We start from the raw sequence: 12,325 nt of genomic DNA, 5'->3' as shown, positions 1-12,325 counted from the left end.
TTCTGAAATCACTCGAAAAAAGAAAACAGCTTGCAACCCACAGGGATAGGGAGGATTGCCTCATGAAAAAACTATTAGCAATTATTGCAGTGCTAGGATGTGTCCTAGGTTTGACCTCATACTTACGCATTCAAGCACAGGACCGAAACGACATTATTGAAAAGGCAACCCTCCAAGACCAAACGGGGCGAGTTGTTAAAAAGCTGACCAGCCATCAGGCACAGGACCTGCAAGTGGCACTGACCGTCAAGCTTCCTGCTGGGGAGACGATGGTGACGTTAGCCGATCAGGACAATGCCAAACTAATGACTGGAGAAATCACTGTAGATTCAAACCAGGAAGTTACGGCAATGGTTGATCAGAAGCGCCAACTTATTTTCAAGAATGGCCAAAGCCAGGATCAGACGGTAGATTTAGTGGTACCGATGAAGATCACGCCGGCACCACTCAGCAAGGACTTACAGTTGAAATTAAACGTTGCTGACCCAGACCAAGAATATGAATTAGAAAAAATTGCGGTTGTTTCTAAAGAAGCTGAAACGACAACCGAGGAAACTAAAGAAACAACGGGTGAAGCGGACGCAAAACTAGCAACGGAAACGAATGACGACACCAAAAAGGCTTCAGACAAAACGTCAGACACGAAAACGGCAAAGAAGTCCGAAAAGAAACCGACGAAGAAATCAGTTAAGCCGTCAACAAAGAAAGCGACAACGTCAAAGGACAGTAAGACTACCAAGGGTACACAGTCAAACCAGCAAACTGCTGGTAAGACCCAATCACAGAAGTCAGCGACGACTGACAGTGAAGAAGATGCGACAGAAGCTGAGGAAGATGAAGCAGTTCAGAAACGTATGGCAACTAAGCAGTTAACTGAGGCACCACCAGCAGTACCAACTGACTCAATTAGAATTAGTCGGGGTCAAGTGGAGATGGAAGAGTGGTCGAAAGAATTAAGCATTGGCGGAACATTACTAGAAAATACAACAGACGTCGAACTTATCAAAAAGGAATTGACTGATCCCAACATCAAAATTGACGGCTACTACGGTAGCTATGCCCCTGGAAAGTTTGACTTTTTTGAAACCCATTACCACTCTTCTTACCATAGGAAGAGCGCAGAGGATGGCTGGGGTGGGGATGGAGAAATCGCCTATGCGGTGGCAATTGATAACAAGCCAACGCTAAAAGCGACCGACAGTATCATCGTTTACTACCCAAATGTTGGATTCTATACTGAACAAGCCAATGTGGAAACGCCAGATCAACCGATGGGAGCCATTGTCGAAATTTCAAAGATTGAGTACCATAACGAGATTGATGGTGCACCCAAAAATGGCAGAATTTACATGGATTTTTCCAACAATTTCTACTCAGGACTTGTCTACAAAGGCATTCGGACTTTTGACATAGATGTGACGTTCGTAAACAAAGATGCATCTAAAGCACTCGACTTTCCCGATGGAGATGGCGATAAGTATCTAAATTACTTTACGTTCGGGTCCCTAAATGGTAATGATAAAGATCAACACGAGTGGGCTGGTACCAATTCAGGATTGAAAGGGAAATTAGCTGATGGTGCGTTTATAGAGAATCATGATGATATCTGGTATGAAGGTATTGGCGCCGGAGTCGCAAAGGGCAAAACTGGTGATTGGGGAGACTACCTCGGTTCCGTTGACTATGAACTTGGTGCAGTTTCCTTCCCAATGGTTGGGACAAAGCAACCGTTTATGTTAAGAAGTGATGCTGGGTTCACGTGGCAGTCCTTCTCCAGCGGATATGTTATGCCGTTGGAACAGCCAGACCCACAGAAGACGGTTCATTCAACAGGTGAAGTTAAACCAGAAAATAATGACTTAGATGGTGTGACTATTGATCGTGATGAGGAGGATACAGACTTCTTGTACTACACGATTTATCAACCGACGTATAAAATTCCGACTGAGTCTATTGCCAAGCCTAATGCGATTACCATGTGGGACGAATTACCAGCTGGCGTAACGGTTAATAAAAAGAACATTAAGTTGTTCAATACGACTGGCGAGAGAATTAGGATAAGACCACGCGATATTACCATCGAAGAAAATGGTAAGGTCACTTACAAGTTATCTAAGGCAGAAATTGAAGCGTTGACGTTCAATGGTGATTCCTTTGCCATTCAGATGAAGGTGAAGCTTGATTCTGACTTTGTCGGGACGTTGGAAAATGATGCTGAAATTGAATTTAATTCTGGCGAAAAACTTCTAACATGGAAAAAGAAGACGAATAGGGTAATCACACACTACTTCCGAGGAACGTACCAATTCGAAAAGATTGATAGCACCACTAAAAAGTCACTCGCCGGAGCAGAGTTTATCATTCAAGATAAAGATGATAACTACCTGAAGTTTGATACGAATGGTAAACGGACGGGTGAGGTTGCTGACAAAAATGAGGCAACCGTACTGAAGGGCGACGACAACGGAAACTTTAAGATCACAGGTCTCAAGACTGGCACGTACACGTTGATTGAAACTAAGGCGCCAGACGGTTACACGATTGGCGAACCTACTAAATTTACGATTTCAAGTGATAAACAGACTGGGCCGATTGAATCCAAGCAAGTTGAAAACGACCCAGAATACAGCTTACCCATCACTGGAGGCCACGGCATCATCTGGTTCATCATTGTTGGGCTCATGCTCATTCTATCGGCGCTCGCCATTTGGCGCACACACCCTAGAGGAGGATAACCCATGAAAATCACAAAATTAAGAAAACTAGTGCTCGCGGCCTTTGCCGTTTGTGGCTTGGCGCTGGGCGGACAAACAATCGCCCATGCTGCCGAGTCCGCAGCACCAGAAAAAGTTACGATAAAATTGCACAAGATGGATAATGCAACAACGATTGAAAACACCGGGGACGACTTGGGCGTTATGGAGGGGGTTAATCCCTATGACGCCAAGCAGTTTGGCTCAGTGACCTATCAGATTTATGATTTAACCGACTACCTTAAAGGTAGAAATATTGTTAGTGGTCAAATGAGTCATGAGGATTTTGAAGCAGCACGGAAAAAACTAGTTAACGAGATTACCAAAGAGCGGACGGAACCAGAAGCCGTGCTCAAAGCGCAACGAGCCTTCGTGAAGAAGAATAATTTGAAGAGCATCGCGACAGAAGCATTAAGTGATAATAGCGGTATTCTAACGTTCTCAGAAATCCAGAATAAAGGCTTCTATCTGATTTTGGAAACGAAGGCGCCTGTTAAGAATCTGAAGGCAATCTCCGCCCCCATACTCATCAGTTTACCGCTGAATAACAAGAACACGATTCATCTGTACCCCAAGAACCTGGTTGCCCGGAACGTCGACCCTACGATTCACAAGGTGGGACGTGACCCGGAGAATCCAACTAGTGGGGAAACTGTCACATTAAGCGGCGTGGTGTTCACCTTGGAAAAAGTGGGCAGTAATGAGACTCCCGAGAAACTGATAACCAATGAAGATGGAAACATCGTTTTCGGTGGGTTAGATGTTAGCACGGAGTATCGGCTGACGGAGGTTTCCAACGAAGAGCAACCCTGGTACAAGCAGACGCATAGCAAGGATGGTGACGTTCTGTCGTTGACTTTTATGGTTGATAAAAGAGGGTTCATCGAACCACTAGAAATGTTACCGGATAAGAATCACTTCACTATCAATAAGGACCAAATTGGCATCAAAAACGACCTGATTCTCGGTGGCGCTGAGTTCCAAAAGATCGACGCCAACAGCAAGCATGGCTTGGCTGGTGCGAAGTTTAAGGTCCAAAAAATCGATAATGCGGGCAAGACTTTCTGGGCCAAATTTGACGGTCAAACTTTTGTGAAATGGGTGACTGACGAAGGCGATGCCACTGAATTAACGTCAGGCTCTGATGGAAAGTTCAATTTCACCGGCGTCCCTTACGCTTACGACCAACGAAATGGCGAAGTGATCTACAACCTGGTAGAAACACAAGCGCCCGCTGGTTACGCGCTACTAAAGGATGCCACGCCGTTTAAAATTGGCGAGAATACAAAGCTCCAACCAATCGAAAACGAAAGCTACGCGCTGCCAACGACTGGTGGCATGGGCATCTGGCTCTTCCTGGTCATCGGGGCCCTCCTGATGGGTGGCGCCGGCTACCTATACTACCGGCAAAAGCGTTCAGCATAGATTGATTAACCACTTAGACAATTAAAGAAGGGAGAAACCCCCTCATGCGTAAATGGCTCATGATTTTACTATTCTGCGTTGGCCTGGGCCTGATTGGCTACCCGGCCGTCCGCAACCAAGTGACCGTTTGGCGTCAGCAGGGGGTTCTGGTGGCGTATAAGCGCCAGTTGCGGACGGCGAGTAAGACACAACGCCAAGTCCTCAAACAGGCCTTACAGCGGCAGGCAACGGACAAGCAGACGACCGCCTATGACCCGTTCAAGGATGAAAATGGCAGCTTCATTGACATGACGCCCCTAGCGCTGGTGGCGATTCCCAAGATTGACGTGGAACTGCCGGTATTTTCCGGCACGAGCGACCCCATTTTGCAAAAATATGCGGGGTTGGTTCACGGCACGGATATCCCGCAAGGCAAGCGTAATCAGCACAGTCTGATCACGGCACACAGGGGATTGACCAGCGCGAAACTCTTCACTGATCTGCCCCGGCTCCAACGCGGTGACCGGTTTTATTTGAAAAATGCCTACGGGCTGATGACGTATGAGGTCGCGACCATTCGGACCGTGAAGGCGGCCACCCGCCAACCGATTCTGCGGACGGCGAACCAGAATCAGGTCACACTGATGACCTGCACGCCGTACATGATCAACACCCATCGGCTCCTAGTCACCGGCCAGCGGATTCCGAACGAGACCCAGACGATTCCGCAAGGGAAAACGGTGTGGGACTGGTACAAAATTGTCCTGCTGATTCTGGCGGCAGTGCTCGTCATTGGGGGCACGTGGCTGGGTTATCGCCGCTACCGCCAAGCAAGGGAGGGAAGCTAAATGGCCACACGAAAACGACATGCCCAAAAGGGCGCCCTCTGGTTGCTGGCGATGTTTGTGATTGGGGCCGGGCTGATTCTGTTGGCCCTGACCCAGACCTTCTCGGTGGAGCAGCTGGGTGACACGGCGAAACGAGAAATGACGGTCGCGAGCATCCAGCGCGCGACTCAGGAAGCGAAGAAACAGCCGGATGCGTTCAACTACGCGAAGACGTCACAGCTGAATCCCCTCACGGTCGGCAGTTACGGCTTGCGTGAGCTGACCGGCAGGAGCACGTATGGTGCGGTGGGTCAGGTACGGGTTCCTGCGGTGGGGCTGGACTTGCCCATCGGCATTGGTGTCAGTAACTCAGTTCTGGTCCGGGGTGCGGGAACGCTTAAGGCGGACCAGCGCATGGGCCAGGGAAATTACGCCTTGGCCGGGCACTACATGACGCCGCGGCGCCTCCTGTTCTCACCCCTCGAGGGCGTGCGCAAGGGCAACGCCGTCTACCTCACGGATAAGCGCCAAATCTACCATTACCGCGTGACTCGGGTCCGGGTGATCGACCGCCACCAGGTGAGCGTCATCAACGATGTCCCCGGTCAGAAATTAGTGACGCTGGTGACCTGCGCCTCAGCGAAACGTGGCGAACCCAAGCGGCTGGTGGTACAGGGAAAATTGCAGTCGGTGAGACCGGCGACGATGGCTTGAGCGAATAGTTAATTGGATACAGTAAAGGCCCAGCATGTGCCGGGCCTTTTTAGGGGGTATTGGGATTGTTGGTAATTAAGATAACCTTATTTGCCACCGTAGAAATTGATGACGGTCATATGCTTAGTGCTCTTGTAAACAGGATGGCTATATTTCTTCTTGGTTAGGAGCATGACCCTAGACGAGTCTTCACTGACAACTGGGACATAGGCCAGGGCTGGGTGATGCTTGTACGTAACTGGGAGAACTTGGCCGCAATAGAATTGCGAAGACTTGAGATCTGAGCTGGGTTTTAGATTAATGGCGAAGTAGTACCAGCCTTTGAACGGTTTGCGTAAATCAACGTTAGGGTGGTTTTTCGCTTTACGTGACCACATCATTGACTTGGCGTACTTGATGGTACGGATACCCTTAGTCGTCTTCACGGTGAAGGATTTTTTGTTAACGACCAGCTTCTTGGGGTGCTTATCTTGAGAAAGTGCAAACCCGTACCACGTGCCGCGCAAAGCCTTTGGCGCCGTGCGCAAACTGTGTTTCGTGCCAAAGGTCCAAACGGTTTTGGCGTTGGCCGAGGTCGTTGCGACCCCCAGGAGACCTGTAGCGGCAAGTAAGACAAGCAGTGCCTTAATATGTAAATTTTTCAAAATGGTTCCCCTCCTTAGTGGCTTTAGTATACGAAAGTTAAGTGCCTGTTTAAAATGCGGATTGCCGGGAAGTCTGCTTTGGATTGGACGATGAAATTTGAGACAGAATAAATGGTAATAAAGATTTGCAGAAATATGTTTCGTCTCAACTTTTTAGCTAAAAAATCCACCCAATTCATTGACTGTCACGTAACGTCATAGTTTAGTATGGCAGATAGTGAGTCAGTTATTGGGTTTGAAAGTGGGGTGGATGTGCCATGAAACAAGAATCACTCTTTGCCGGTCAGCCGGAGAATACGCCGTTAGCCAGTCGCGTGCGGCCCAAGGATTTGGACCAGTTCGTGGGGCAACAGCATTTGCTGGGATCAGGCAAGATTTTACGTGAAATTATTGAAAATGACCAAGTGTCGTCCATGATTTTCTGGGGACCGCCGGGTGTTGGGAAGACGACCCTGGCGGAAATTATTGCCCGCAAGACGAAGTCCAGTTTCCTGAGCTTCAGTGCTGTCGACAGTAGCATCAGCAAGATTAAAAAGATTATGAAACAGGCCGAACTGGACCGCGAGATTGGGCAACAGACCATGGTCTTTGTGGACGAAATCCACCGGTTTAACAAGGCTCAGCAGGATGCTTTTTTGCCGTACGTTGAACGCGGGAGCATCATCCTGATTGGCGCGACCACGGAGAACCCGTCGTTTGAAATCAACTCGGCCTTGCTCTCACGCTGCAAGGTGTTCGTGCTCAAGGCGTTGAAGCAGGCCGACATCGTCACGTTGCTTGAGAATGCGCTCCACAATCCTGAAGGGTTTGGCAAGCAAACGATTAAAATTGGCGACGACGAGATTCAGGCCATCGCTAACTTTGCGGACGGGGATGCCCGGATGGCGCTGAACGTCCTGGAGATGGCCATTTTAAACGGCGACAAGGGCGAGCAGGCCACGACGGTCACCATGGCCGACCTGAGCCAATTGATCACGAAGAAGTTCGTGCTCTACGACAAAAATGGCGAAGAGCACTACAATATCATTTCCGCGCTGCACAAGTCGATGCGTAACAGTGATACCGACGCGGCCATTTACTGGCTGTCGCGGATGCTGGAGGGTGGCGAAGACCCGCTGTACATTGCGCGGCGACTGGTGCGCTTTGCCAGCGAGGACGTTGGGTTGGCGGATACCAATGCGCTCAACGTGGCCATCAATGTGTTCCAGGCCTGCCAGTTCCTGGGGATGCCCGAGTGTGACATTCACCTGATGGAGGCGGTGACCTACCTGTCGCTGGCGCCGAAGTCCAACGCCATTTACAAGGCCCGGCTTGCGGCGGCCAAGGACGTGAAACAGATGGCCAATGATCCCGTGCCGCTTCAGATTCGCAACGCCCCAACTAAGTTGATGAAAGAGTTAGGGTATGGCAAGGGTTATGAGCTGGCGCACTACGCCAAGGATAAATTGACGACGATGAAGACCATGCCACCTTCCTTAGAAGGGCATGAATACTATTTGCCAACGAGTGAAGGTCATGAGCAACGGTTCAAGGACCGGTTGGCACAGATTAAAGCCTGGCATCAACAGAATGGGTAGACGAAAAAGGCGTTGCAGAAAATCCTGCAACGCCTTTTGTCAGGGCTTAGACTAAAGTTTTCGTTTGACCAAAGTCCATATCCATTGGCCGGATGAAGGCCCAAGTGGAGTGGATGACTTTCCAGTCGTCACCCTCGCGTTCGTAGACTTCAATACAGTTGTAGCGCATGTCGTTCAGCGAGGTCTTGGCGTACAGCTGGTAGGTCAGGACGGCCATGTCGCCGTTGATCTGCACCCGGGGGTCCTCGAAGTCGTAGGAATCAGCGAAGAGCTTACCCTCAACGTGAGCCAGGACAAACTGCTTGATTTCGGCATAGGTGTCGACGCGGTGCGGCTTAGAGCTGTCAAAGTAGGAAAAGTTGGTTGGTGACCATAGGGTGAGGTAACCAGAGGCATCCCCCTTGAACCATTTGTCTAAGGCGCCCTTTTCCAGGGCAATAATTTCATCGGTTAAGGTATCGGTTTTGTTTGTCATGAGCGTTCTCCTTTGTTTGTTCAAGATAGACTCAGTCTAAACTATGCCGTCGCGTTACAGTCAAGGACGGGGTAACCGAAATCGAAAAATAATGGTTGATAATTGGTAAATAGGTGTACAATTTGAATTAATAATAGATTGAATAAAAGGGGGAGTCGCCCATGATGTTCGTCGTGGTGCTTGTACTGATTCTGCTAGTCCTCGCTATCGTCTATGGCGTGCGTTACCGGCAGTGGTGGCTGGTTATTTTGGCGGGGGTGGTCCTGCTGGCGATTGTTGTTTTTGAGATTGCGATGGAAATTGTGATTGTTGTCTTGGATGAATGAGCGTGGGTTTAAAATTAAATCCGTAATCAAATAGACCTACTGCGATTTTTACGCAGTGGGTCTATTGGGGTAACTGTGAATTACTTGGTTTCTTGTCCCAATTCCAACAACCGTTGGCGCAGGTCGTCATCGTAGGCCGTCAAATACAGGCCGTACTTCCCACGTTTCATCAACACGTTGAGGACGTTGGCGATGAAGTCCTTGTACTCGTCACGTGAGAATTTCATATCCTTACGCTTCTTGAAAATTTCTTTGTGAGAATATTTTTCGGGGATAATGGTCATGGTGTCGGTCGCTTTATCGTAACCGAATGAGGGGCCGATGATCATGCCGACGTAGTTCAGGTCGAAGCCTTGCAGCGTGTAGATCGTGCCGACCTGGGTGATGGAGCCTTCTCGCTTGGCCCAGTGGGTCCGTTGCGGATCCCATTCGTCCCAAGGGAGGCTGAACGAATCCATTTCCACGTTGTGGCGCCCGTCGATGCGAGGGAAACCAGAGGTGGCAACGACCCGGCTCATGCCGACCTCCTTGTTGCGCTTCTTGATATTTTCAAACAGCTCGCCCGCGGTGTCGAACATTTTAAATTCGAAATCGCTGTTGTTGGGGAAGGGCTTCAGGGGCTTTTCAGCCGACAAATCGTCCATCCAGTCGACCTGCTCGTCGCTGGCGACCATCCGGTATTGAAAGTTCATGTTAAATTGCTTGTGGGGATGATTGCCAATAGTCTTGTCGAGCAGTGGCCGGTCCCAGTACATCTTGGACTGGAAGACTTGGTCGAAATCGTAAACGACCACGACAACCTTGGCCAAAGCCATTAAGTCGGTTAACTGGTTTTGCCCGCGGTAGTGCGCGTAGGGTTCTGATTTGGAGTAAAGCAGGTGAGCTTCATCCACGAAGATGATGTCGTATTTTTTGTGATTCTTTTGCGCGTAGTTGATCAAAGAGGTTGGCCGGCGAATTTCACTAGCCTTCATGTTGGGGATGGATTCGGCCAGGTCCCGGTAGGCCTTGTACAGCTCGGGATGGTTGACCACCAGTGACGTCCGGTAGTGGCGGTCGGTCATGTACTGACGGACCAATTCCATCAAAACGACGGACTTCCCGGTCCCAGCCGCGCCTTCGATGACGGCAACGGAAGCCGTGTCGCCATTCAGGCCTTGCTTGATGTAGTCGTTGATATTGGTGATGACAGTCTTCTGGTCGTCGGAAAGGTCATCGACGAAGAACTGTTCTTGTAAAATTTTATTCATACTGGAACTCCTTATGCCGTTATGGGATTTATGAAAGACAATTATTAGTATAGCAGTTATATGGAGGGGTGCCGTTAAAATTGCTGGTAAACTGTCGAAAATGGAGGAATTCAGGGCTGGAAAAATGTTTCACTATAGCGGCAAAGAAATTGATTGTGGTTGGGGGAGGGCTGCTGTATGCTTAGGATACAAGTTAAATGAAAACTGGGGTTTGGTGATTTTCAAAGAGCGGTGTGACGGCGTTTGTTTAGTGTATTCCCCGCGGATGCGGGGGTGATCCCGGTTATGCTGCTTTAAAAGAATTAAATCTAAAGTATTCCCCGCGGATGCGGGGGTGATCCCTAGGCTGTTGGCGTAGAGCCTGAGCCAGTGGTGTATTCCCCGCGGATGCGGGGGTGATCCTGTATCGCAGCCCATTGTATCAATTAAGTTAGAGTATTCCCCGCGGATGCGGGGGTGATCCTGCGCAGATCCAGAAATTGCGGGTTATCAAGAGGTATTCCCCGCGGATGCGGGGGTGATCCTGAAAGTACGGCTAAGGCCGCACGAATTCACGTGTATTCCCCGCGAATGCGGGGGTGATTGTGTAATTGTAAGCCAAATTTTTGAGTTAATGTATCGTTAAAAAGTAAGAAAACTAAACGGTTGTCCATCATATATTGTCAGCACAAAAACATTTTACACTTATACAGTTAACGTTGTGCTATAATTATGGTGTGAGTTGGTAAGTAACAGTCATTTCTAGATGGAGGGATATACAATGAAAATTAAACATCTTGTAGCTGCTGTCTCAGTATGTTTTGGTGTTGCGGGGATGGCTACGACTATATCAGCCGCACAGCCAGCGAGTGCCGTGACCACTAGTAATAAAAATTTTCGTAAATATAAAACCATGCCGAAAGCTTTGCGTGGTACTTGGCAAACCAAGGGATATACTAAATATCGTAAGGGAATCAAGTCTAATGCTACATACAAATTTAATAAGAACTCATATACACTAGTCATGAAATTCAAAGGTGGTAGTGTGAAGTCTAAGACCATCCACTTCCCAAAGAGTCAAATCGGTGGCATGTGGTATGAGAAGCAAAGAAAAGTTTACGACGTTTTCCCAGGCGGGAAGATGTCCGATGCCAAGAAGGCCTACGCATCATACTTAACGCTAAAGCCAGTCCGTCGTAATGGGAAACGAGCTCTGGCCCTTTACCCAATTGGCGGCACCAAGATGACTTATTTCTACCGGAAGTAGATTCCATCTATTAAGTAACCAATTGGAGGGAAAATTATGAAAATTAAGCATTTAGTACTGGCAGTAGCCTTAAGCCTGGGACTAGTTGGAGCTGTTACTTCAGTCTCTCAGCCAGCCAGCGCGGCGGTTAATAATGCCAAGTATTACAAGACGTACAAGTCCATTCCTAAACCAGTTCGTGGTACGTGGCGGACTAAAGGCTATACCGAATACAGCGGTGAAAGCAAGAAGAAGGTACGCTGGACCTACTCCTTCAAGAAGCATACGTACTCACAGAAAGTGGATTTTCAAGGAAAGCGGAAGTCTAAGACCATTCACTTTTTAAAGAAAGAGATTCGTGACATTGACTACCGCTACAAGACCAAGCAATACGAGATTTACCCAACGGCAGTCAAGACGAAGAGTAAGCTTGCATATGCCTCTATCCTCTACTTAAAGCCGGTTCGGCATAATGGAAAAAAGGCGTTAGCGATGTATCCACTAACTGGTAAACACATTACTTACCTCTATCGCCAATAAAATTTCTGATCAAATGACAAGGGACCCAATTCTCACAACTGGATGGGTCCTTTGTTGCATAGTCATTAAGAAATGCGTACTTGTTTTTACCCGTTAATTTCACTAAAATTAAGCTGGGTAGCGCTCAACAAATGTTTCATGTGGAACATTTGCTTGAGCGAAAACGGAGGCCGCTTAAGATGGAAGTTAAGTTAGACGAGGTTATTGACGCGCTGGAGTCGACTGATGACGAAACACATTCCTATTACAACAGAGATACCGAAAAAGTAGAAATGGTCATTGAATTTGTGGACAATGAGGATTTAGCAGAAAAGATTGAAGAGAACTATGAGCATTACATCAAGTTACCGGATAACTATGAGATTGATGCATATGGGATGATGGCTGACTTTATCGACAGTTTGCCAGCGGGGGACCATCAAGATCAACTAGCCACTGGTATCGGTGGTCGGGGAGCGTTCCGCGTATTTCGACAGTTAGCGGATAGCTTTGGGTTAACGCAGCAATGGTATGACTTTCAGACTGCTGCGTACAAACGGTTAGCAATTGAATGGTGTGCGGACAACGACATTGTGATTGATGAGACGTAA

Annotated in this window: 12 protein-coding genes and 1 CRISPR repeat array; of the genes, 9 read left to right on the top strand and 3 right to left on the bottom strand. The window is 48.4% G+C overall.

Going from position 1 to position 12,325, the window contains the following annotated elements:
* Window positions 1-62 precede the first annotated feature (62 nt).
* From JUF22_RS11810 to JUF22_RS11795, 4 genes are read left to right on the top strand one after another with little or no spacing between them, the layout of a single operon-like run.
* The gene (locus JUF22_RS11810; RefSeq protein WP_203646515.1) at window positions 63-2,735 is read left to right on the top strand and encodes a SpaA isopeptide-forming pilin-related protein; all 2,673 of its coding nucleotides are present in this window, start codon (window positions 63-65) and stop codon (window positions 2,733-2,735) included.
* Between the two features lie 3 nt (window positions 2,736-2,738).
* A complete protein-coding gene (locus tag JUF22_RS11805; protein WP_203646503.1) occupies window positions 2,739-4,178 on the top strand; it encodes a SpaA isopeptide-forming pilin-related protein in 1,440 nt (479 codons plus the stop codon).
* 44 nt (window positions 4,179-4,222) lie between these two features.
* Window positions 4,223-5,005 carry a class C sortase gene (locus JUF22_RS11800; protein WP_203646496.1) on the top strand — a complete coding sequence of 261 codons (783 nt, stop codon included), beginning with the start codon at window positions 4,223-4,225 and terminating at the stop codon, window positions 5,003-5,005.
* The gene (locus JUF22_RS11795) at window positions 5,006-5,698 is read left to right on the top strand and encodes a class A sortase (RefSeq protein ID WP_203646494.1); all 693 of its coding nucleotides are present in this window, start codon (window positions 5,006-5,008) and stop codon (window positions 5,696-5,698) included.
* A gap of 86 nt (window positions 5,699-5,784) precedes the next feature.
* Here the strand turns inward: JUF22_RS11795 and JUF22_RS11790 are convergent, their stop codons facing one another.
* Window positions 5,785-6,342: a hypothetical protein gene (locus tag JUF22_RS11790; protein ID WP_203646492.1), complete on the bottom strand. Its 558-nt coding sequence runs from the start codon at window positions 6,340-6,342 to the stop codon at window positions 5,785-5,787.
* A 257-nt stretch (window positions 6,343-6,599) separates the two neighbouring features.
* On the opposite strand from JUF22_RS11790, the gene JUF22_RS11785 reads away from it, so the two are divergent.
* Window positions 6,600-7,919 (top strand): replication-associated recombination protein A, encoded by a 1,320-nt coding sequence (locus JUF22_RS11785; RefSeq protein WP_203646490.1) that lies wholly within the window; start codon window positions 6,600-6,602, stop codon window positions 7,917-7,919.
* Between the two features lie 46 nt (window positions 7,920-7,965).
* On the opposite strand, the gene JUF22_RS11780 is transcribed toward JUF22_RS11785, so the two are convergent.
* Complete coding sequence (locus JUF22_RS11780; protein ID WP_203646488.1) at window positions 7,966-8,394, bottom strand: nuclear transport factor 2 family protein; 429 nt, start codon at window positions 8,392-8,394, stop codon at window positions 7,966-7,968.
* Between the two features lie 161 nt (window positions 8,395-8,555).
* Here JUF22_RS11780 and JUF22_RS11775 point away from each other — a divergent pair, with 161 nt between their 5' ends.
* Entirely contained in the window at window positions 8,556-8,720 is a 165-nt protein-coding gene (locus tag JUF22_RS11775; RefSeq protein WP_203646486.1) for a hypothetical protein, read from the top strand.
* Between the two features lie 80 nt (window positions 8,721-8,800).
* On the opposite strand, the gene JUF22_RS11770 is transcribed toward JUF22_RS11775, so the two are convergent.
* Window positions 8,801-9,970 (bottom strand): DUF2075 domain-containing protein, encoded by a 1,170-nt coding sequence (locus JUF22_RS11770; protein ID WP_203646484.1) that lies wholly within the window; start codon window positions 9,968-9,970, stop codon window positions 8,801-8,803.
* A 252-nt stretch (window positions 9,971-10,222) separates the two neighbouring features.
* Window positions 10,223-10,557: direct repeats of the CRISPR family, unit length 30 nt; unit sequence GTATTCCCCGCGGATGCGGGGGTGATCCTG.
* Window positions 10,558-10,730: 173 nt separating this feature from the next.
* Here JUF22_RS11770 and JUF22_RS11765 point away from each other — a divergent pair.
* The 3 genes from JUF22_RS11765 to JUF22_RS11755 all read left to right on the top strand — a co-directional run bounded on the left by JUF22_RS11765 (window position 10,731) and on the right by JUF22_RS11755 (window position 12,325).
* Window positions 10,731-11,216: a hypothetical protein gene (locus JUF22_RS11765; RefSeq protein ID WP_203646482.1), complete on the top strand. Its 486-nt coding sequence runs from the start codon at window positions 10,731-10,733 to the stop codon at window positions 11,214-11,216.
* 36 nt (window positions 11,217-11,252) lie between these two features.
* Complete coding sequence (locus tag JUF22_RS11760) at window positions 11,253-11,735, top strand: hypothetical protein (protein WP_203646480.1); 483 nt, start codon at window positions 11,253-11,255, stop codon at window positions 11,733-11,735.
* A gap of 179 nt (window positions 11,736-11,914) precedes the next feature.
* Window positions 11,915-12,325, top strand: a complete 411-nt coding sequence (locus tag JUF22_RS11755; RefSeq protein WP_203646478.1) for a UPF0158 family protein — start codon at window positions 11,915-11,917, stop codon at window positions 12,323-12,325.

Source organism: Levilactobacillus lanxiensis, from assembly GCF_016861655.1.
GTDB lineage: Bacteria > Bacillota > Bacilli > Lactobacillales > Lactobacillaceae > Levilactobacillus > Levilactobacillus lanxiensis.
Note: the sequence above shows the minus strand (reverse complement) of the source record. Positions and strands in the feature narration are given on the sequence as shown.